Below are 22,465 nucleotides of genomic sequence, written 5' to 3'. Positions count from 1 at the left end.
GCCTTTGTCTATCCGTGTGAATCGTCCTTTGGGGCAAGCCTGGCAGATTGGATATAAAACAAAACAGTAACCACCATTATACATGAACATAAAATGTTTTTTATTGCTTGCAGGATGCGCACTGCTCATAGGCCGGGTTTGGGGGCAAACTGCCCGGCAGCGCCCTAATGTAATCCTGATCTATGCCGATGACCAGGGATGGGCAGATCTTCATTCTTTTGGATCGGCTGACCTGTATACCCCGGTGCTGGATAGCCTGGGCGCCAGTGGCGTACGGTTTACCCAATTTTATTCCGCTTCTCCGATCTGTTCTCCTTCCCGGGCTTCATTGCTTACGGGCCGGTACCCGCAGCGCGCCGGGTTGCCGGAAATGGCCTCTTCTTTAAAAGGAGTAGAAGGAATGCCGGGTACACAATATACGATGGGAGAACTATTCCGGGATGCCGGTTACAAAACGGCGCATATCGGTAAATGGCATGTGGGATATACCCCGGAAACCATGCCCAATGCACAGGGTTTTGATGAATCCTTTGGTTTCATGGGCGGCTGCATTGATAACTATTCGCATTTCTTTTACTGGAACGGTCCTAACCGGCATGATCTCTGGCGCAATGGCAAAGAGGTTTATGAAGACGGTGCATATTTCCCGGATCTGATGGTTCGCGAAGCGGGCGCATTTATGGAAAAGAACCGCAATGCTCCTTTTTTTATTTATTTTGCCATCAACGTACCACATTATCCGTTACAGGGCGAAAAGAAATGGCTGGATTATTACCAGGAGAAAGGTCTGGCCGCACCGCGTAGTTTATATGCCGCTTTTGTTTCCACGATGGATGAAAAGATCGGCATGCTGCTAAACCGGCTGAAGGCATTAGGCCTGGCCGATAACACCATCGTGGTCTTTCAGCCGGACCAGGGATTCTCTGAAGAGGAGCGCACGTTCGGCGGCGGCGGATCTGCCGGTATCCTTCGGGGTTCCAAGTTCAGCCTCTTTGAAGGCGGTACCCGGGTGCCCGCCATGATCAGCTGGCCCGGGCAAATTCCTTCCAACCAGGTCCGGGACCAACTGGCGGCCAATATTGACTGGTTCCCTACGCTGGCGGAATATTGTCATATCGCCTTACCCAGTCGCCGGATCGATGGCAAAAGCCTTACCGGTATCATCCGCAATCAGAACAGTCCAACCCCGCACCCAATTTTCTTTTGGAAACAGGGAGGCACAAAAGCAAACCTGCAATGGGCTGTACGCCGGGGCGATTGGAAATTGCTATGCCATCCGGTGCAGGCAAAAAAAGAAGAACTGGATGAACAGGGCTTTTTTCTGGCTCATATCAAAACAGATCCGGCTGAAAAGAACAATCTTTCCAAACAGAACCCCGGGGTTGTAAAGGAATTAAAAGCCCTGTACGATCAATGGGTGGTGGAAGTGGAGCAGCAATAAAAAAAACAGAAGATGAAGTGGATAAAAATCACAGGGTGGATGCTGGCCTTATCATTACCGTTAATGGCGGCCGCACAACAGGCTACGGGGGCAAAGAAACGCCCGAATATCGTATACATTATGAGCGATGATCATGGATACCAGGCGGTGAGCGCCTACGGGTACGGATTGAATCATACGCCCAATATCGACCGGCTCGCCAAAGAGGGTGTAATGTTTACACAGGCAACGGTTACCAATTCGCTCTGCGCCCCCAGCCGCGCGGTATTGCTCACGGGCAAGCATAGCTTTATCAATGGAAAGATTGATAACGAAGCCCGCTTTGACTGGAACCAGGATAATTTTGCCAAGCAATTACAGCAACATGGATACCAGACGGCACTGATCGGTAAAATACATATGGATGGACTGCCCCAGGGTTTTGATTATTCAGCGGTGCTGATTGACCAGGGTGAATACTACAATCCCAATTTTATCATCAACGGAAAAAAACAGCAGGTACCGGGTTATGTAACCGACCTTACCACCGATATGACGCTGGACTGGATCGCGAAGCGCGATACTTCCAAACCGTTTTGTGTACTATTTCATCAAAAGGCCCCGCATCGCGAATGGCTGCCCGCCCTGCGCCATATTGCAGCATACACAAAATTGAATGTAAAAGAGCCGGTTACTTTGTTTGATGATTATAAAGGACGTGGCACTGCCGCCCGTACGGCTGAGATGAACATCCTGAAGGATATGAACTGGGCAGGCGATAGCAAGATACCGCCGGCAATGATGGATGAGCTGGGGCTGAAACAAACCCTTACCTGGGATAAGGCGGCCTATAATAATAACCTGGGACGGATGACATCGGATGAGCGTAAGACATGGGATGCCGTATATGGCCCCATTATGGCCGATTTTAAAAAACGATACCCCACCATGTCGAAAGCTGATCTGATGCGCTGGAGGTATCAGCGTTATATGCAGGACTACCTGGGCACTGTGGCAGCAGTGGATGACGGGGTGGGCCGGTTGCTGGATTTTTTAAAAGCAAACGGGCTGGATGAAAATACCATCGTGATTTATACTTCTGACCAGGGGTTTTACCTGGGGGAACATGGCTGGTTTGATAAGCGCTTTATGTATGAAGAATCGCTGCGTACGCCGTTGCTGATCCGTTACCCGGCCGAAATACCTCAGGGCAAACGATCGGCTTCACTGGTGCAAAACCTGGATTTTGCACCGACAATTTTAGATTACGCGGGCATAGCCGTTCCGGGAGATATGCAGGGGCGATCCTTCCGGAAATTGCTGAACGGAAAAGATACTTCCTGGCGGGATGCCATTTATTATACCTACTATGAGTATCCTTCCATTCATATGGTAAAGCGGCATTACGGGGTACGTACCAACCGGTATAAACTGATTCATTTTTATTATGATGTGGATGAATGGGAGCTGTACGATCTTCAAAAAGATCCACATGAAATGAAGAACGTATACCGGGATCCTGCTTATGCAGGTGTACGGAAGCACCTGCATAAAAAGCTGGAGGAGCTCCGGAAACAATATAAGGACTCAGACGCAAATGATCAGCGTTTTTTACCGGCCATCAAAAAGAAATAAGCGCTCTTACTGAGAAGGCCGGCCTGCAATATGGCCTTCCCGATAAATAATATCAGGAGCCCGGGGCTATTTGCCCATCCATTTTTTAAAAACAGGCGCCCGTTCCCGACTCATGTCGATCTCGAATTTATGGTTGGGCTCTTTCAGCCGGATCCGGAGTTTTGAATGCTCCACCGGTTTAACGGCCTGTACAGCATCGATATTAATAATGTATTGCCGGTTGGCGCGATAGAAGCGATCCGGATCGAGCACTTCTTCAACGTCATCAAGAGAGGCGCTGTCCAGCAAATACCGGTCGCCGTTAAACAGGTACAGATAATGAAGCACTTCTTTGGCAAAAAAAGCAATGTCGGTAACAGGTATAGGCATCCATTGATTGCGGATGCTGGCAACAAACCGTTCCTTGTACTTTTTTACGGCTAGTTGCGGGTGTGAAAGGGCCTTCATTAATTCGGTAATATCGGCAACCATTGGTTTTCGTTGCTGAATGACTGCCCTGCATTTTTCAATAGCTTTTTGCAGCTCCTCCTCGTTGACGGGCTTCAGAAGGTAATCCACCCCGTTGACCTTAAAAGCACGGATGGCAAATTCATCATAGGCGGTGGTAAACACGATGGGGCATTTTAATTGAAAATGCTCAAAGAGCTCAAAGCTGACGCCGTCACTGAGCTGGATATCCATAAATAGGATATCGGGCTCTTCATTTTGCATGAACCATTTTTTGGCAATTTTCAGACTGGGAATGATCTTGATGATGTCGATAGACGGATCTGCGTGGCGTATTTTGTTTTGCAGCACCTGTGCAATGATTGCTTCGTCTTCTATAATGATTGCTTTCATAAAACGGAAGTATTAAGATTCGATAAGGGGAATATAAATGCGGAATTCCTCCCTGGTTTCTTCGATCAGGATGGGTTTATCCGTAAGGTAGGCATAAAGCACCTGGAGGCTTGCCAGCCCTTGTTTATTGGATGTTTCCACCATGTGTTTTTTTTGGAGGTTGTTTTTTACCAGCAGGTACCCGTTCGCCGTTGAGAAGCTGATGCACAGCGGCACATCCGGATCAATGATATTGTGTTTGATGACATTCTCCGTAAGATTTTGCAGGGTGACCGGTACAATTTTCCGAGAGCCATATTCTTCATCCACTGCAATGGCTATGTGTAATCCTTCTTTGAATCTTGTTTTTTGCAGCTGTATGTAGGTTTGTACAAAAGCCAGTTCTTCCCGGAGCGTTACCAGCTCGCTATCCCTGTTTTTTAAAATATAACGGTAGATCCTGGACATCTGTTCCAGGAAACCGTTGGCCATTTTCCGGTCGGTATCGATAAGGCCGGACAGTGAAGTAAGCGAGTTGAAGAGGAAATGCGGGTTCAACTGCTGCTTTAAGCTTTCATACATTACCATTGCCTTTTCTTTTTCCAGCAGCTGTGCTTTGCCCTGAAGCTCCAATAGCTTCTCTTTCTGGCGCATACGGTAGCGATAAAAAGCAACTACAGCAGCAGCAACCAAGAGCAATAGAAACGGACGAAACCAGCTGGTTTTATAAAATGGAGTGTCAATGCGGATATGAAGTACCTGCTCCGGGATATTCCAGTACGCCCTGTCTGTAGATGCCTTCAGGCGGAATGTGTAGTTTCCTCCGGGAATCTTGGTATAATCTGCGAAGCGGTTCCGGGTATATTTCCAGTCATCATCGATGCCCTCCAGCCGGTAGGCATACCAGGTGTCCTCCGGGTTGTCATAGTTAACGGCGGCAAAGCCGATTGTAAAAAAGTTTTCATCGTGTTTTAAATGAATGAAAGAGGTAAGCAGTTGCTCTTGCTTGCTGCCGGATATCCCCAGTGTTGTAAAAAACGGGGCCAGTGATTTGTTTTCTTTTTTAAATGCTGCAGCTGCAAACCGGATAAAGCCATTTTGAGTGGGCATCAGTATTTCGCCGTTGCTTAAGGTAGCAGCAGCATGCTCCGGGAAGTCAACGGAAGGAAGTCCCTGCTGCAATCCAAACGAAGTGAAATACCTGCGGCTGCTGTCCAGCAGTATCAGTCCGCCGGCAGTGCCGATCCAAACCCTGTTTTGATTATCAATCGCAAGGGGACCCGTGCTGTTGTTGGCCAAGCCGTTGGCCTGGTTATAATTCGTTACCTGAAGTGTTACGGGATCAATTGCAGACAGACCGGTAAACGTGCTTATCCATACCTGGCCTTTTTTGTCTTCCTTTATATCTACAACGGAATTGCCGGCAATACTGCCCGGTGCTGCGGAGGCCTTCCACCAGTAGTGTTTCCCTGCAGCCGGATCATACATGCCGAGGCCGCTGCCGTTAAATCCCAGCCAGTACCGCCCCTTACTGTCCTGGAATAATTTTCGTCCGCCCTCCCCGGTAAATACATTTAGCCCGGGCACAGACCGGATGCTGCGGAACTTTTGCTCCTCCGGAGCATAATAGTAGAAGCCATCCTCATCGCGCGAAGCAAACCAGATATTGCCCTGGCGATCTTTATCCGCAGAAAAATAAAAGACCTCGGGGATGGAATCCTTTGTCTTATAAAAGATCATGTTGCCCGTCTTCTGGTTATATTTATTAATGCCATGACCAGTGGCGATCCAGATATCACCGGCATCATCACATACAATGCCCCGGATGGAATTGTAGTGCAGCATATCGGGACGGCCTTTCCGGTTATTCCATTCTTTATAATTACCAGAGCGGGGATCATACCGGACAAGGCCATCCAATGTACCGAACCAGAGATGGCCATCGTGGTCTTCTGCAGCCACCCGGGCTACCCTGCGGTTCCTTTTATCGCGGTCATGATCAAATGCCGGTATGATATGAAACAATGTTTTATCCGGGTTAAAATAGTTGATGCCGTTGTTCCCGCCCACCCATATACGGCCTTCCCGGTCGCAGTAAAGTGCGCTGTGCAGGTTGGTGGAAGGGGTCCAGTTCTGCAACGGGTCGTGCAGGAAGTGTTCAAATGCATTGGTTTGCTCGTTGTACAACATTAACCCATCCAGGTGCGTGCTGATCCATATACGGCCGGAACGGTCGGCTATCATTGCGGAAAAATTAACCAGGGTACTGTTTTCCGATTCGATATACCGGCTGTAATTTTCGAAGGTCTTAAAGTCTGCGGAAAATCTTAGCAACAAGTTGGGGTTCCGGGTAGTGATCCAGAACCGGCTATTGTGATCGATAGCCGTTGCAACCACCCTTGCGGTTGCCGGCACCGGCAGGGGGATCTTTTGCAGCTGGTCGGTAGCCATATTCAGACGAAAGAGGCCGGTGCCGCCGGCAACATAAAGAAAGCCGCCTTTCCGTTCCAGCTGGTAAATCGTTTTAGGCCAGGTGGTATCCTTTACCTTATTGTAAAAAAAAGCTGCTTTCGTTAAAGGATTGTATTTTACCAGTCCGTTCCGCGTACCCAGGTAAACCGTATGCTTGTCAAAAGGGAATATATGGGTTACCCAGGTATCTGCGAGTGCTTTAACCGGAACAAACCGGTCGGCAATTACACTATATTCAAGCATTCCGTCTTCCACACCTACCAGGAAACCCCCGCTGCTGTCGACCGACATGCACCGGGAAAGTGATGTGGGAAGCGAGCCCGGGTCTCCGGGAACGAAGCTGTAGGTTTTTACCGATTCGCCATCAAAGCGGTTCAACCCGGCTTTTGTTGAGAACCACATAAAACCCCTGCTATCCTGCGCAATGGCAAGAATGCCTCCGTCGTTCAACCCGTTTGCCACCGTGAGTTTCCGGAAAAAGAAGCGGTTTGGCTGCGCAGCTATAAGTTTGGGTAGGCACAGGAGCAGTAATACGGTACCCCATACTCTCATATTGCTCAAATTTACCAATTTAATCCAAAATAATTCCCGGCTTATTATCTGAGCGGCGCATTCCAAGTTGTCGCTATCGTCATGCCAACCGTAGCGGAGGCATCTCATGATATAGAAAGAGACCCCCCGGCTTCGCTCGGGGTGACATATGATAAGGGTATCTGTTTGGCGCGACAATTTGGAATGCACTCTTGTCCGAAAGCTTGCTGGCAACCATTATTGAAAGCGGTATCGTAATTGCTGCACATTATTGTTCAATTGCGACTGCCTGGTTTCCGTCAAAACTTTTGCAGTCGCGTCATACAGAAAGCTGTTGGTCCAGTGCTGTACCGGTTTGTTAGCCATATCAAATTCTTTTGTTTCAACCAGCGCGTATTGCTGAGGCTTTCCAAAAAGGGTGGATGAAGGCCAGTTCCACCAATAGGGAAGGTTTGTTTTATCTGCAATGGATGTATCGTATTTGAAATGCGCAATGGACTTATACACGTTGTCGTTATAGTATTTTGCTTGCATGAGCTGTCCGTTGCTGTACAGGAATTCCACTTGGTGCGTGCTGCTACTGCTAAAACCTTCAACAAGGACAAGGTAGCCATCGATGTTGTAGCTATACTGATAAGTATAAATAACGGCGTTATTGGGTACGTCCCTATATTCTTCCGTTATAATAGCGCCCGCTGCATTTAGAATACAATTAATCGTTTGTGTCAGGGTGTTGTCACTGATTTTATAACGGTTTACCTGTAGTGTAGTAGGTGTTTTGTAGTTAAAGAGATACTTTTTGTCTCCTTTGGTATACGCACTGATCCGCCCCTGTGCATCATAGGTTATGTTAGTAACTTCAGGAGTTTGGCCATTAAGGCTATATTGCATTTCCGCAATCTGTAATGAAAGAGCCTTTTCTTCCGGTACCGGAACTTTTTCTTTTTTACAGCCGAACATTGCTGCGGTCAGCAGTACGATCAATAAATTTTTCATGATGCTGTTTTTATACATTGGTTACTTTTTATTAATCCTGTATTACTTTAATGACCTTACTATAGGCTTTGGTACCATCTTTATCTACCTGTGTAATACGCAGGTATAATTCAGAATTGGTTGTCTTTATTGCAAAGTCTTTTTTATTGCAACTGGCAATGAAAGCAATAGCAACAAAGGTGGCAAAAACCATAATTGCTTTTTGGACCCTGTTCTTTGAAACTCGAAGGGTAAAACAAAGAAGGCCCAATCCCAATACCACCATCAATTCCCCCGGACCCGTTTCATATTGATACTCCAGTGTAGCGTTTGAAACACCTTCAGGAGCCTTTGAGACCACTGAAGCCAGTTTCTTGAACAGTGTACCATCCTTTGAAACTTCAATATCAAAATGATCATTATTCATTTCTGTTTCGGTGGTCCATTGCACCAGGAGTTGTTGGTTCTTCATGGAAGCAGTGATGGTGCCAAACTGTACAGGGAGCGCAATGGCGCCGGGTCCTCCGTCTGTTGATAGAGATCCCAGTACCCAGTCGATAGAGGTGGCTCCCGCATTACCGCTTCCGGAGGCGGAATAAAGTGTTCCCTGGGCTCCAGCAGCCATAGACAGGCCTGTTATTGTAAGAAGTAATAAAAGTAATTTCCGTTTCATTGTGTTTGATATTGTATGGACATGTTAATCCATGATTTGTGGAGGCACTGAATTGATCAGCAGTCTCCAGGGCTTTATCCTGATTTTATCGGAAGGTCAGTTTTCTTTTCTTGCGGCTTCCAGTTGTTGCACCCGTTTCAGGAGTGCTTTATTGGCTTCATTCAATTGCGTTACCTGCTGTCTCATTGCTGCTGATTCTTTGATCAGGGCCTGCAATGCAATCATCATTACCCCATCGATATCGGCGCTGGCAATGGTGGTGTCGTTGCCGATGATGCCGGTGCCGTCATTGCCGAAGAGGCTGTAAAATTCCTGTGCCATAGGTCCGTAGTGACGGTACTGCGCTTTATCCTGTCCTTTGTAATTCCAGCTGCCCAGTTTCATGCCCTTTATTTTGGAAAGAAAGGCTGCGCCGTTTGCTGCTAAATAGTTTTCTTTTTTTGTGCTGTCGGATATACTGGACCAGCTATTGCTGTTTGCCCCCAGGGTAACACCGACTGTGCTGCCATCGCCGGTTGGTGATGTAAAAAGCCGGTAGCCGCCTGCGAAGCGCATGGTCATTTGATTAGCGGCACTGCTGTTAAGGGCAACAGACCTGTTATCTCCAATAATAAAAGAGCCGCCATAACCGTTGGTACTTACATAGCTACCCATGGCAGTAGAGCGCGCACCGTTTGCGACAGTATAATAGCCTAATGCCAGCGCATTTTGTCCGGATGCGGTTACTGCAGACCCTATTGCAAATGATGAGGATGCCGAAGCAATGGATTGCGAACCCAGGGCGAATGAGGTGTTCCCGTTAGCCTGCGCTTCATTCCCCATTGCAACAGCATTGGCATTGGTAGCCTTGCTCCCTTTTCCAGCAGTCAATGAAGCTTCACCAGAAGCTTCGGTACTGGAGCCGGTGGCGAGTGCATAATCGCCCGTGGCTTTTGTAGCGTTTCCCATGCTGGTAGATACTATTCCGGATGCGGTGGTGCCTATGCCCATCGCAACGGCCCCCGTACCTGAGGCGGTGGTAAAATTACCCATTGCCGTGGCCATTTCAGCAAGGGCTTTATTGCTTGCTCCGTTCAGGGTGGCGCCGGTAAATTCAGTAACCGTTGAGAAAGGCACGGCCACCCGCCCGGCCCAAATCGCATAGGGTACGCTGAGTAGCTGACTGGTGCTGATGGTGGTATAGGCGCTGCCACCAGCCGGGTCTATTTCCACCTGTAGATAATAGGTAGCGGCAGCCCATTTTATTGTTATCAGGTTTTCAGCTCCGCCACCCGCCACTCCGCTACCTACGGCTACATTAAATACACCGTTGGCATTGGTAGTGGGGGTATGTGTTTCCTGGAATACCGTTGCACCGGCTTCCGAACCTTCATGAATGGTGAACCGTACGGAGATGGCTTTATTGGCAACGGCCTGCCCGCTGCTGTTGCGGGCCAGACCCTGGAAGGCAAATTTTGCAGGAACTTGTGCCTTACCTGTTATAACCAGGCCAATGGCTGAAAGAAGCAGGAATAGTTTCAATTTCATTGTATTTGTTTTTGCTGAATAAGCAACGAAGCTAGATCCCTGCTCAGGGGACGGGAAATTTATTGAAAGCAAGTGCCGGATTTTCCATTTAGATGTAGATTTTCGGGGTTGAAGTGCTGGCATAACCAGACAAAAAAACCGGAGCATGACTGCCCCGGTTTTCAGCTAATATTTAAAAGGGTACGGATCATTCTCCGGTGATTTTTACTACCTTGCTATATACTTTTATACCGTCTTTATCTACCTGTGCGATACGCAGGTACTGGTTGGGTATTTCTGTTGTTATTTTCAGATCTTTTTTGGAGCAGCCGGATAGGATGGCAACAGCCTGCAGGATGACGACCGCCGGTAGGTAGTGCCATTTTCTTCGCTTTGAGAACAGGGCGGTGCAGCAAAGCATTCCGAATGCCAATGCCAGCGCTATCTGAGCCTGCTCCGACCGGTACTCATATTCGAGGGGTGTTGCCGAATGCCCCTCCGGCGCCTTTGATACTACGGAGGCGATCCTTTTAAAATGTGTACCGTCCGGAGAAACCTCAATGTCAAAATGATCATTATTCATTTCTGTTTCGGTGATCCATTTTACCAGGAGCTGTTTATTGGTAATGGTGGCGCTGATGGCACCAAACTGTACGGGAAGGGCAATGGCCCCCGGACCTCCGTCTGTAGATAAGGAGCCCAGCACCCAATCGACGGAGGTTTCTCCGGCTGTGCCGCTCCCGGAGGCGCCATAGATGCTGCCCGATCCGGCCTGTGCCCAAACGCTTATATGGATGATGCAGCATATTGCTACGATAACTATTTTTTTCATGTGGAATGGATTTTTAATGTTCTTTTTTGGTGGCTGCCAGTTGCGCTACGCGTTGCTGCAGTTTTTTATTGGCTTCCGCTAATTGTTTTACCTGGTGTTGTAATGTTTCTGTTTGCTTTGCCAACGTTTGCAATGCGATCATCATTACACCGTCGATGTCGGCGCCGGCAATAGTGGTATCATTGCCGATGATGCCCACGCCATCATTGCCAAACAGGCTGTGAAATTCCTGCGCCATGGGACCGTAATGCCGGTACAGTTGTTTGTTCTGTCCCTTGTAGTTCCAGCTGCCCAGCTTCATGCCTTTTATTTTGGAGAGAAACGTGGAGCCGTTTGCAGCTGAATAATTTTCTTTCTTTGTACTGTCGGATATACTGGCCCAGCTATTGCCGTTGGGATCCAGTGAAACGCCGATGCCAAAACCGTTACCTGCGGTTCCCGTATAAAACCGGTATCCTCCACCAAAGCGCATCGCCATTTGATTTTCGGCTGTATTCCCGGTGCTCCAGGAGGGTCTGTAATCGCCGATAATAAAGGAACCTTTGAATGAATTGGTGGTTACATTATTACCCAGGGCGGTTGAATAAGTGCCTGTAGCATGTGCGTCGAAGCCAAAGGCCCTGGCGGCGCCTGCAGTAGCTTCCACATTACTGCCCATGGCAAACGATTCTATCCCTGTGGCTTTAACCTCTTTTCCCGCAGCAAAAGCAAGTAACGCGCTGGCCTCCGCGTTATAACCAATAGCGACAGCTTCGCTTGCCAGTGCTTTGTTGCTGGAAGATCCGATAGTAGTACCTGTATAGGATAAAACGGTAGAACCCTGTGCCACCAACCTGCCTGCTGCAAAAGCGTAAGGTACACTAAGCAATTGGGTGGTGCTGATGGTCGTGAAGCTACTGCCGCCTGCCGGGTCTATTTCTACCTGCAGATAATAGGCCACTGCGTTGCTCCAGTTAATATTTTGAAACATATCCTGAAAAGTGCCGGCGCTCTTACTGCCGATGGCCACATTGAATACACCGGCGCCATTGGTCGTGGGATTATGGGTTTCCTGGAACACCTGTCCACCGGTTTCTGCTCCCTGGTGGATGGTGAACCGAACAGAAACCGTCTTATTGGCTGCGGCTTGTCCGTTCGTATTGCGGGCCACGCCCTGGAACGCAAATGCCGTGGGTACCTGCGCTGTGGCGGTCACTGACCAACCCATGGTCAGGAGAAGGAGTAAGAATAAATTCAGTTTCATTGTGGTTGGATTATTTTTGTTTTCTTGTTGCTTCTAACTGTTGCAGCCTGCGCTGTAATTTTTTATTGGCTGCTGCTAATTGTTCTACCTGCCTTACCCGGTTTTCCAGTGCTTCAGCTTGTTTGGTCAGTGTTTGCAAGGCAATCATCATTACGCCATCGATATCCGCGCTGGCAATGGTGGTATCGTTGCCGATGGTGCCCACGCCATCATGGCCAAACAGGCTGTGGAATTCCTGGGCCATGGGGCCGTAATGGCGATACTGCTGTTTGTCCTGGCCCTTGTAGTTCCAGCTGCCCAGCTTCATGCCTTTTATTTTGGAGAGTAACGCGGCGCCGTTGGTGGCTTGGTAATTTTCTTTTTTTGTGCTATCGGATATACTGGCCCAGCTGTTACCGTTGGCCCCCAGGGTAACACCGGCGGTGCTGCCATCGCCGGTTGGTGATGTAAAAAGCCGGTAGCCGCCACCAAAACGCATGGTCATTTCATTGTCGGCAGCACTGCTGCTGGGTAAAAGTGCCATATTCGGGCGGAAATCTGCAATAATGAAAGCTCCGGTGTGCCTGGCTGCTGCACCATTCCCAATGACAAACGAATAGTCGGCATTGGCTTCAACATTGTTGCCAATAGCGATAGCAGAACCACCTGCGACGTTGGTATAGTTTCCTATGGCGGTTGAGAAATTGCCGGGAACCTCAACAAACCTGCCAAGTGCTATCGTGTTTATTCCGGTAGCCTTGTTGCCGCGTCCTATGGCAACAGCGCCGTCGTTTGTGGCACGGGAGCCGATACCCCCGGCAAAAGATTGATCACCCGCTGCCGTAGTACCCGACCCGATCGCCAGTGCATTGTTTCCCATAGCACTGGTTCCCTCACCCATGGTGCTGCCGGTTACAGATAAAACGGTGGACCCGGATGCCACCAACCTGGCTGCTGCAAAAGCGTACGGGACACTAAGCAATTGGGTAGTGCTGACGGTAACAAAGGCACTGCCACCGGCAGGATCTATTTCTACCTGCAGGTAATAGGCTACTGCATTGCTCCAGTTAATACTTTGAAACATATTCTGGAGTATGCTGGTGCTCTTACTGCCGATGGCCACATTGAATACGCCGGAAGCGTTGGTAGTTGGATTATGGGTTTCCTGGAACACCTGGCCGCCGGTTTCGGCTCCCTGGTGGATGGTGAACCGTACGGAAATTGCTTTATTGGCTACTGCTTGCCCGTTACTGTTGCGGGCCACGCCCTGGAATGCAAATTGTTTCGGCACCTGTGCCCTCACATTCGTTGACAGACCAGCGATCATGAGAAGGATTAAAAATAATTGAAGCTTCATTATAGTTGGTTTATTTTTCTTTTATTGTGGCTTCCAGCTGTTGTACTCTTTTTTGCAGTTGTTGATTGGCTCCCGCTAATTGTTTTACCTGGTTTTGTAATGTTTCTGTCTGCCTTATCCTGTTTTCCAGTGCTTCTGTCTGTTTTGTGAGCGCCTGCAGGGCGATCATCATCACGCCGTCAATATCTGCACTGGCAATGGTGGTATCGTTGCCGACGGTGCCCACGCCATCATTGCCAAACAGGCTATGAAACTCCTGTGCCATGGGACCATAGTGCCGGTATTGCTGTTTCTCCTGCCCTTTATAATTCCAGCTGCCCAGTTTCATACCTTTTATTTTGGAAAGAAAAACTGCACCATTGGGTTGCCGGTAATTTTCTTTTTTGGTACTGTCAGAAATACTGGCCCAGCTATTGCCGTTAGGATCCAGGGAAACGCCCGAGCCGTTGCCAAAGCCGTTGGTTCCGGTATAAAACCGGTACCCGCCGCCAAAGCGCATGACCATCTGGTTCTCTGCGGAATTGCTTGTTGTATAGATGGGGCGGTAATCGCCAATGATGAAGGCTCCTTTAAAAGTCCCTGTTTTTACGTTATTGCCCATGGCGGTTGAATAATCACCGTCGGCCAATACATCGGAGCCCACAGCCATTGTGTATGTACCGGCTGCTACGCTCTTATAGCCTACGGCAACTGCTGCCAGACTTGTAGCCCGGCTGTAAGGCCCGGCGGCAAAGGTGTTCAGTCCGGTGGCTTCGGTATTCAGGCCCATGGCAATGGCATTGTTGGAGGTGGCTCTTGAATCACTTCCCGCGGAAAAAGAAGTGGGGCCCGATGCCTCCGTACCAAGTCCCATGGCAAATGAATAATTGCCCGATGCCTGGGTATTGCCCCCTATTGAAAGAGCCGACTCTCCGGATGCCATAGTATTATACCCCATTGCCGTAGCATTGGCTGCAAGCGCTTTGTTGCCGGAAGAGCCGATGGTGGTTCCGGTGGCAGACAGGACGGTGGAGCCCGTTGCCACCAGGCGGCTGGCTGCAATAGCATAGGGTACGCTAAGCAGCTGGCTGGTACTGATCGTAGCATAGGAGCTGCCGCCTGCCGGATCTATTTCTACCTGTAAATAGTACGCTACATTATTACTCCAGTTCAGGGTATTGGGGAAGGCTGTTTTGCTACCAATAACCACATTGAATACACCAGCAGCATTGGTGGTAGGAGCGTGGGTTTCCTGGAACACCTGGCCACCGGTTTCGGCACCCTGGTGTATGGTAAAGCGCACCGATACTTTTTGATTGGCTGCGGCTTGCCCGTTGCTGTTACGGGCCACGCCCTGGAATGCAAATTGTAGGGGAACCTGCGACAGCGCCGGTATCGACAAGCACGCTGCGATAAGCGCAAATAAAAATAGTTTCAGTTTCATGGTATCTGTTTTTCCTGAAGCGAAACTATTATGGAGGTGAGGCCCTGGAAAATTTAATAGCGGTAAGCGGAGGGAATCATAACTGAAAAGGATATTTGAAATGGTGAAGCGTTTTGGAGTCAGAACGCCGGTAATGATGTTGCATATTTGCGGCCATGCACATACCCGTAAGATGCATGCTGAAGATTAAAGCTACCGGTTTTGGACTGTCATTCTGGCAAAATTGATGTAAAAATGAACCCGGATTGTCAAAAAAAAAGCGATACACGAGCACCGAACAAAGGATATACAAGCGATATAGAAACGATATACAAAGGATATACAAAGCATATACAAATGGGACCGAAAAACAGTTTGATGTAAAAAAAGGCGATTTAAGCTTTCGGGATGGTGATGTCCTGAAGATCCGGAAAGGCTGGTTATGTGGTCTTAAAACCCGTCTGGAGCGCATTGAAAATCCGGTTGATCTATTAATTATTTAAGGGCATTAAAAATCTAAAAAAGGGCGGTGTCCTGTCATCCTGGCATCGTTCGGGAAAAGCATCAAGATCCAAAAGATCCAAAAAGCAAAAAACAAAATACGGCAAGCAGCTGGTCTTAGGGCCACTGAAAGCGTATGGGTAATTCCTGCATTCATGTTGCCATGCAATCTGGGAAAACCGCCCGTGACCGATGGTGCACCTGCTGATGATTGTACTACAGAACAAGTATGCGACGCAAGTAAAGCCGCCAGTAGTGCAGGTGCCGGGCCATAAAATAAAAAGCAATTACGGTATGCGGTAGCAAACACCCTCCAGGGCCAGGTCCGTATTGGGAAATATTTCGCGGGCTTCCGTTTCAAAAGCATCCAGTATATCATAGCGGCTGCTGAAATGCCCGATCAACAGCTTTTTTACATTTGCCTTTTGCGCGATCCTTGCTGCTTCTTTAGAAGTGGAATGAAAACGCAGGTGTGCCTGCGCTGCAAAGTTATCGAGGTAGGTGGCTTCATGATAGATCATATCTGCACCCTGAATGTTGGAGATAAAAGATTCATCATACCGGGTATCTGCGCAGAATGCATAGGTCTTACCCCTGGGCGCGGCTTCCGTGAGCTGTTCGTTTTTGATCAGGGTTCCATCAGGTGCTGTATAATCGTTACCCTGCTGCAGTTCTTCAAACCAGCTGTAGTGCACCTGGTGCTGTTTCACCGCTTCAGCGTTGATACGCCGGGGCTTTTTTTGTTCTTTAAAAATAAACCCGAAGCATTCAATGCGATGATCGGTTTTAAAACTATGGATCGCTATATCATCAACGGTCATCAGGTAGCCGGGTGCGTTGATGGCATGAAAATGCAGGGGATAAGGTATGCGGGTGTCGGCCAGTTTAAACTGTAGTTCTAAAACCTCCTGTAAAGCCGGAGGAGCCACTACATGCAGTTCCTGCTGCCGGCCCAGCAAGGCAAATGAATTCAGTAATCCTACCAGGCCAAAATAGTGGTCGCCGTGAAGATGCGATATAAAAATATGTGAAATCCGGCTGCGGCGGATTTTGTAACGGATGAGCTGGATCTGGGTGCCCTCGCCGCAGTCGATCAGGAAACTGCGATTGGGTGTGGTGAGTACCTGGCTGGTAGGGTGCCGGTCAAAGGCCGGTACAGCTGAGTTATTGCCCAGTATGGTGATCCCTAACATTCCGTTAAACTTTTCAGGCGTTTATTTGTTTATTCATTTCCGGTATCTGTAAATTCGATGTCTTCCGTATCCAACAGCTCGCGCTCGATCTCTTCCATCTGCACAATATCCCAGGCTTCACTTTCAGTTGGTGTAATATTGAGCAATTCGTCCAGTTCATGTGCTGCCAAAAATGCGTTTACCGTTTTTTGTATATTGCAGGTTACAAAGGAAGCATTGTTTTCATAGAAATGTTGCTGTATTTGCAGGAGTTTCGCTGCTGCAACGGCATCCATCTCCTCCACTTCCTGCAAGTTCAAGATCACGCTTTTTACATCCTTTTGCAGAAAAGGGAGCAGGGCCGATTCCATTTGATCTGTCATTGTAGCAGAAAGAACAGGCGCATTTGGCGTGATGACGTGAAATTTCTCTTTGGTATCTATTTTGACTTGCATATAGAGTGAATTTGGAATAAATATGCTTAAATTACAAGTAAATTTAGTACCAAATATATTTGTTAATATTGTAAATAAACATTTTATCTAAATATGGATAATAATTTTTCATCCCAGGTAAAAGAAATCATTTCCTATAGCAGGGAAGAGGCTTTGCGCCTGGGAAATGATTTTATCGGCACAGAGCACCTGCTGCTGGGCCTGATCCGGGAAGGGGATAATACCGCGATCCGGATTCTGAAAAGCTTTAACGTAGATATTTTTGAACTGCGGAAGGAAATAGAACTGGCAATAAAGGACAAGACCGGAAAAAATATTGCAAACATCAACAGTCTTCCATTGACCAAGCAGGCGGAAAAAGTGATCCGTGTTACCGTACTGGAAGCCAAGGCGCTGAAGAGCAACCTGGTGGAAACGGAGCACCTGATGCTTTCTATATTAAAGAACAAGGAAAATATTGCAACACAAATCTTAAATCAGTTTGATGTGGATTATGATCTGTTTCGCCAGGAATTAGGCATCGTTAAATCGGGAGAGCCCCGTGCAGAGTTTGGTGAAGAAGGAGAAGAAGAATTTGAAGAAGAAAAGAAATATTCCCAGTCGAGAGCCGGTGGTTCCAAGGCAGCCGCCAAAAGCAAAACCCCGGTGCTGGATAATTTCGGACGGGATGTAACCAAACTGGCAGAAAGCGGTAACCTGGATCCTATTGTAGGACGGGAAAAAGAAATTGAACGGGTATCCCAGATCCTGAGCCGCCGGAAGAAAAACAACCCGATTCTGATTGGTGAGCCGGGAGTGGGTAAAACTGCTATCGTGGAAGGCCTGGCGCTGCGGATCGTGCAGCGTAAAGTAAGCCGGGTACTGTTCGATAAACGCGTTATTTCTTTAGATCTTGCATCACTGGTTGCAGGAACCAAGTACCGCGGCCAGTTTGAAGAGCGCATGAAAGCGATCATGAACGAGCTGGAAAAGAACCGCGACGTGATCCTGTTCATTGATGAGATGCATACCATCGTGGGAGCCGGCGGCGCCAGCGGTTCGCTGGATGCCAGCAATATCTTTAAGCCAGCCCTGGCCCGCGGCGAGTTGCAGTGCATTGGCGCGTCTACACTGGATGAGTACCGGATGTATATTGAGAAAGACGGGGCCCTGGACCGCCGTTTTCAAAAAGTAATGGTAGATCCGCCAAGTGTGGACGAAACCATCCAGATATTGAATAATATCAAGTCGAAGTATGAAGATTTTCACAGCGTAACCTACAGTGATGAAGCCATTGAGGCTTGTGTGAAATTGAGTGACCGTTATATTACCGATCGGCTGCTACCCGACAAGGCCATTGATGTGATGGATGAAGTAGGGGCGCGGGTACACCTGAAGAATATTAATGTACCGCCGAATATTGTGGAGCTGGAAAAAAAGATTGAAGATGTGAAGGAAGAAAAGAATAAAGTGGTGAAGAGCCAGAAGTTTGAGGAAGCCGCTTCCCTGCGGGATACCGAAAAGAAACTGGCGGAAGACCTGGAGCGGGCAAAAGCCGCCTGGGAAGAGGAAAGCAAACATAAACGCTATCCCATCGATGAAGAGGCGATTGCCGAGGTGATCAATATCATGACCGGCATACCGGTTCGTAAAATGGTGGAAGCAGAAACCGAGAAGTTGCGCAAAATGTCGGAAGACATGAAGGGCATGGTGATCGGGCAGGATGAAGCCATCTCCAAAGTGGTGAAAGCCATCCAGCGGAACCGTGTAGGATTGAAGGATCCGAAGAAACCGATTGGTACCTTTATTTTCCTGGGACCAACCGGTGTGGGTAAAACAGAGCTGGCCCGTTCGCTGGCACGGTACCTGTTCGATTCTGAAGATTCGCTGATCCGGATCGATATGAGTGAGTACATGGAGAAATTTACGGTAAGCCGTTTGATTGGTGCGCCTCCGGGATATGTGGGCTACGAAGAAGGCGGTCAACTGACGGAGAAAGTGCGTCGCAAACCGTATAGCGTGATCCTGCTGGATGAAATTGAGAAGGCGCACCCGGATATTTACAATATCCTGCTGCAGGTGCTGGATGATGGTGTGCTGACCGATGGGTTAGGACGTAAGGTGGATTTTAAGAATACCATCATTATCATGACTTCAAATATAGGTGTACGCCAGCTGAAGGATTTTGGTGCGGGTGTTGGTTTTGCTACCTCGGCGCGGGTTGAAAATGAAGATGAGGAGAACAAGGCGGTGATCGAAAAGGCGCTGAAGCGTACCTTCTCGCCCGAGTTCCTGAACCGTATTGACGACGTGATCATCTTTAACAGTCTTACCAAAGAAAATATCTTCAGCATTATTGATATTTCTATGAAGGGTGTGCTGAAACGTGTACAGAATCTGGGCTATGGTCTGGAGCTGAGTGAGGAGGCCAAGACCTTCCTGGCAGATAAGGGATATGATCAACAGTTTGGTGCACGTCCGCTGCACCGGGCCATTCAGAAATACCTGGAAGACCCGCTGGCTGAAGAGATTCTGAATATGCATGTGAAACCTGGTGATGTATTACTGGTGGATTTTGATAAAGAAAAAGAACGGTTGTTCTTTACCGTAAAAGATCCTAAAGAGAATCCGCAGGAAGCATAAAGAAAGAGCTTTACTATTTAATGATTTCGTTTAAGGAGCTGATGAAAAGAATGGTCAGCTCCTTTTTTTGTGCATAAGAATCCTGGTTGTTGATGCAATTTTTTGCCTTTTGTTTTACCGCCTTTTTTTCTTGGGAGGATGCTCAAATGAAAATGCACAGACGGTATTGATATTAACGCCTGTTGCCGGTATTGGGATGGCTATCGTACTGTTGTTACAGGTAGCGGCAAGCTTCATGTGGGATAGCTTATTCCAATGGCGGACCGGTACGGGTGCCAAGATCGCTTAGAATTGTCTTACAACCCCCGGGTACTCTTTTTTTAGCCGGGCATCCAGAACAAAAGTCCCAAACGGCAGCAGCGATGCAAGAAAGGCAAGGGCGGCTTTTCCAAAGCTCCATTTAAAGGCGGTCCATACTTTTAACAGGTAAATGCAAAAAAGTACAAAGAGTACGCCATGAGCCCAGCCAATGTATTTTACGCCCTCCGGTATCTGTGCAAAATATTTTAAAGGCATGGCCACCAGTAATAAAACCAGGTAGGAGATTCCTTCTAAAAAAGCGATTTGCATAAATATCCTCAGGTCTTTAAGCGAACGGTTCATTGGTGGTTCTATTATGTTCAAGGAGAACAGTTGTCCGGTTAAAAAGTTTAACAGGCCGGCAGGAAATTATAAAGTATCTTTAAATTTTTACCCAAAAAACAAAAGAATGATTCCGGACCACTGCAATACCCTTGAAGAAATAAGAGCGGAGATCGATACCATCGATCATGAGATTGTTCGCCTGATAGGTCAGCGGGCTGGTTTTGTAAAAGCAGCCGCACGGTTTAAAAAATCAGAAACAGCCGTTGAAGATAAGCAGCGTGTGGCGGCCGTGATCGAATCGAAACGAGCGCTGGCAGAGACGTACAAGGTTTCGCCGGGGTTGATTGAAGCCGTTTACCGTACGATGATCGGATACTTTATCAACGAGGAGCTGGAGCACTGGAAATCGATCACCCGCTAAATGATCCGACTATATGCCCATCGATGCTGAAATGTTTTACCGCGAAGGAGGGCCTGCTGATCTGCCGCAATTACGACAGCTGGCTATAGAGTCCTGGTACAGGTTTGAAGCAGGACTGCTTCCGGAGAACTGGACACTGCTTTGGAATACGATCCGCAATGCACAAACCTACGAAACGCTGTTGGCTTGCAGTAAGTGCCTTGTTTGTGAAACCGGCGAAGGAAGGATCGTGGGAATGGTTTTCCTGGTACCAAAGGGAAACCCCACAGCCCTCTATCTTTCTGGATGGAGTGTGGTTCGTTTTTTAACGGTACATCCTGATTTTGAGGGCCTGGGTATTGGCCGGAAACTTATGGCAGATTGTATAATGCAGGCGAAGCGTAATGGAGAAGCGGTGATGGCGCTTCATACTTCGGAAATGATGAACAATGCCCGCCGTTTATATGAAAATCTCGGGTTTCGTATCATCCGGGAAATCGAACCGCGGTTCGGAAAACGCTACTGGTTGTATAAACTGGAACTATAATGTAACAATACTGTGAAATTTCCGTTATCTTATTTGAAGAGATGGGGATGTCCGGGTGCGCAAACCACCATTTTCCATATACTCCGTGCAACGAACGGCCGCCGGTCTTCGTTTTAAAGGAGTATCTTTGAATGTAGCAATACGAGTGTATGGATGTTTGCTACTGGTTCTGAACCATCAAAAGAAACAGCATGAAAGAAGAGAACTTTATAAACCGGGTTGTTCCGAATATTTATTCGGATAACCTGGAACAAAGCAAGGCATTTTATCACGGGTTCCTGCATATGGATATTGTTATGGACCGGGGATGGGTGTTGACATTTGCTTCACGAACGAACCCGACAGCACAGATCAATGTATTGGAAAACCAGAAAAAAGAAGTGCTGAATAATGAACGTGTTTTTCTTTCCATAGAAGTATCTGACGTGAATGGAATGTATAAAAGAGCAACGGCGCTTGGATTGGATATCGTATATCCCCTTACCAATGAGCCCTGGGGTGTTCGCCGTTTTTTCGTAAAGGATCCGAACGGGGCCACCATCAACCTGTTGTCGCATAACAGCTGAGCAATTAAATGATTGGCCGATGACACATCATGAACATCATTACCAGGTAACCGTTACCTGGACTGGTAATTTGGGCAGGGGAACAGCGGGGTATCATGCTTATAGCAGGAACCATAAGATCCGGGCAGCAGATAAACCGGAGATCCCCGGTTCATCGGATCCGGCCTTCCGCGGTGATGCAGAAAGGTATAATCCCGAAGAACTGTTCCTGTCTTCGTTGTCTGCCTGTCATATGCTCTGGTATTTACATCTTTGTGCAGAAGCCGGTATTGAAGTGACAGACTATACAGACGCTGCAAGGGGAAATATGCAAACCGATCCGGTTGGAAGCGGCCGTTTTACAGGCGTCGTGCTTTATCCGGTTGTAACCATTACAAACGGCGCAAAGTCCCGGCTGGCATTGGAATTACACCAACGCGCACATCAATATTGTTTTATCGCCAACTCAGTTAATTTTCCGGTGACGCATCAGCCGGAAATCATTGTAAAGGAACGTATTTCGTCCTCACGTTGAGCAATATACTCTTGCAGAAAATGTTGTCGAAAGTGAAAGAACGGTCTTTCCCCGGGTGGATGGCAATCAATGAACGGATGATGATTGCAGCTATCGGTATTGTATTTTTAATGGGTAAAAAATGGTCTGCTTATGAAATGGATCATTACCAGTTTGCTATTTGCTGCCGGGTTTCAGTTGCCGGCCCCGGTTGCCGCAACACCGGCTATCCGCACGGGCGCCGACTAAACGGAAAAATAGCTGCCCTATGTGAAAGGAA

General features: G+C 48.0%; 19 protein-coding genes. 7 read left to right on the top strand and 12 right to left on the bottom strand.

Annotated features, from left to right (window positions below; translation table 11 throughout):
- The first annotated feature begins 82 nt into the window (after window positions 1–82).
- Window positions 83–1,441, top strand: a complete 1,359-nt coding sequence (locus LL912_RS13300) for a sulfatase-like hydrolase/transferase (RefSeq protein ID WP_235554063.1) — start codon at window positions 83–85, stop codon at window positions 1,439–1,441.
- A gap of 12 nt (window positions 1,442–1,453) precedes the next feature.
- Window positions 1,454–3,055, top strand: coding sequence for a sulfatase family protein (locus LL912_RS13295; protein ID WP_235554062.1), 1,602 nt, complete (start codon window positions 1,454–1,456; stop codon window positions 3,053–3,055).
- A 66-nt stretch (window positions 3,056–3,121) separates the two neighbouring features.
- Here LL912_RS13295 and LL912_RS13290 read toward each other — a convergent pair whose 3' ends face one another.
- From LL912_RS13290 to LL912_RS13240, 11 genes are all read right to left on the bottom strand, one after another.
- On the bottom strand, window positions 3,122–3,895 hold the full coding sequence (locus tag LL912_RS13290; RefSeq protein WP_235554061.1) for a LytR/AlgR family response regulator transcription factor: 774 nt from the start codon (window positions 3,893–3,895) through the stop codon (window positions 3,122–3,124).
- A 12-nt stretch (window positions 3,896–3,907) separates the two neighbouring features.
- Window positions 3,908–6,898, bottom strand: coding sequence for a ligand-binding sensor domain-containing protein (locus LL912_RS13285; protein ID WP_235554060.1), 2,991 nt, complete (start codon window positions 6,896–6,898; stop codon window positions 3,908–3,910).
- Between the two features lie 216 nt (window positions 6,899–7,114).
- Complete coding sequence (locus LL912_RS13280; RefSeq protein ID WP_235554059.1) at window positions 7,115–7,873, bottom strand: DUF4595 domain-containing protein; 759 nt, start codon at window positions 7,871–7,873, stop codon at window positions 7,115–7,117.
- A gap of 31 nt (window positions 7,874–7,904) precedes the next feature.
- Window positions 7,905–8,525, bottom strand: a complete 621-nt coding sequence (locus tag LL912_RS13275; protein WP_235554058.1) for a hypothetical protein — start codon at window positions 8,523–8,525, stop codon at window positions 7,905–7,907.
- Window positions 8,526–8,621: 96 nt separating this feature from the next.
- Window positions 8,622–10,052, bottom strand: coding sequence for a tail fiber domain-containing protein (locus LL912_RS13270; RefSeq protein WP_235554057.1), 1,431 nt, complete (start codon window positions 10,050–10,052; stop codon window positions 8,622–8,624).
- Between the two features lie 187 nt (window positions 10,053–10,239).
- Window positions 10,240–10,863, bottom strand: a complete 624-nt coding sequence (locus LL912_RS13265) for a hypothetical protein (protein WP_235554056.1) — start codon at window positions 10,861–10,863, stop codon at window positions 10,240–10,242.
- Window positions 10,864–10,876: 13 nt separating this feature from the next.
- Window positions 10,877–12,106 carry a tail fiber domain-containing protein gene (locus LL912_RS13260; RefSeq protein ID WP_235554055.1) on the bottom strand — a complete coding sequence of 410 codons (1,230 nt, stop codon included), beginning with the start codon at window positions 12,104–12,106 and terminating at the stop codon, window positions 10,877–10,879.
- Between the two features lie 10 nt (window positions 12,107–12,116).
- Window positions 12,117–13,442 (bottom strand): tail fiber domain-containing protein, encoded by a 1,326-nt coding sequence (locus tag LL912_RS13255; protein ID WP_235554054.1) that lies wholly within the window; start codon window positions 13,440–13,442, stop codon window positions 12,117–12,119.
- Between the two features lie 10 nt (window positions 13,443–13,452).
- Window positions 13,453–14,865 (bottom strand): tail fiber domain-containing protein, encoded by a 1,413-nt coding sequence (locus tag LL912_RS13250; protein WP_235554053.1) that lies wholly within the window; start codon window positions 14,863–14,865, stop codon window positions 13,453–13,455.
- A gap of 767 nt (window positions 14,866–15,632) precedes the next feature.
- Window positions 15,633–16,538 (bottom strand): ribonuclease Z, encoded by a 906-nt coding sequence (locus tag LL912_RS13245; protein WP_235554052.1) that lies wholly within the window; start codon window positions 16,536–16,538, stop codon window positions 15,633–15,635.
- Between the two features lie 29 nt (window positions 16,539–16,567).
- Entirely contained in the window at window positions 16,568–16,972 is a 405-nt protein-coding gene (locus tag LL912_RS13240) for an STAS domain-containing protein (protein ID WP_235554051.1), read from the bottom strand.
- Window positions 16,973–17,065: 93 nt separating this feature from the next.
- On the opposite strand from LL912_RS13240, the gene LL912_RS13235 reads away from it, so the two are divergent.
- Complete coding sequence (locus tag LL912_RS13235) at window positions 17,066–19,594, top strand: ATP-dependent Clp protease ATP-binding subunit (protein ID WP_235554050.1); 2,529 nt, start codon at window positions 17,066–17,068, stop codon at window positions 19,592–19,594.
- Window positions 19,595–19,879: 285 nt separating this feature from the next.
- Here LL912_RS13235 and LL912_RS13230 read toward each other — a convergent pair whose 3' ends face one another.
- Window positions 19,880–20,197 carry a DUF3817 domain-containing protein gene (locus LL912_RS13230; RefSeq protein ID WP_235554049.1) on the bottom strand — a complete coding sequence of 106 codons (318 nt, stop codon included), beginning with the start codon at window positions 20,195–20,197 and terminating at the stop codon, window positions 19,880–19,882.
- 106 nt (window positions 20,198–20,303) lie between these two features.
- Here LL912_RS13230 and LL912_RS13225 point away from each other — a divergent pair, with 106 nt between their 5' ends.
- From LL912_RS13225 to LL912_RS13210, 4 genes are all read left to right on the top strand, one after another.
- Window positions 20,304–20,600 carry a chorismate mutase gene (locus LL912_RS13225; RefSeq protein ID WP_235554048.1) on the top strand — a complete coding sequence of 99 codons (297 nt, stop codon included), beginning with the start codon at window positions 20,304–20,306 and terminating at the stop codon, window positions 20,598–20,600.
- A 13-nt stretch (window positions 20,601–20,613) separates the two neighbouring features.
- Window positions 20,614–21,126 carry a GNAT family N-acetyltransferase gene (locus LL912_RS13220; protein ID WP_235554047.1) on the top strand — a complete coding sequence of 171 codons (513 nt, stop codon included), beginning with the start codon at window positions 20,614–20,616 and terminating at the stop codon, window positions 21,124–21,126.
- A gap of 191 nt (window positions 21,127–21,317) precedes the next feature.
- On the top strand, window positions 21,318–21,692 hold the full coding sequence (locus tag LL912_RS13215; RefSeq protein ID WP_235554046.1) for a VOC family protein: 375 nt from the start codon (window positions 21,318–21,320) through the stop codon (window positions 21,690–21,692).
- A gap of 19 nt (window positions 21,693–21,711) precedes the next feature.
- Window positions 21,712–22,206: an OsmC family protein gene (locus LL912_RS13210; RefSeq protein WP_235554045.1), complete on the top strand. Its 495-nt coding sequence runs from the start codon at window positions 21,712–21,714 to the stop codon at window positions 22,204–22,206.
- The last annotated feature ends 259 nt before the right edge of the window (window positions 22,207–22,465 follow it).

Origin of the sequence: Niabella agricola (assembly GCF_021538615.1) — a bacterium.
Taxonomy (GTDB): domain Bacteria; phylum Bacteroidota; class Bacteroidia; order Chitinophagales; family Chitinophagaceae; genus Niabella; species Niabella agricola.
Note: the sequence above shows the minus strand (reverse complement) of the source record. Positions and strands in the feature narration are given on the sequence as shown.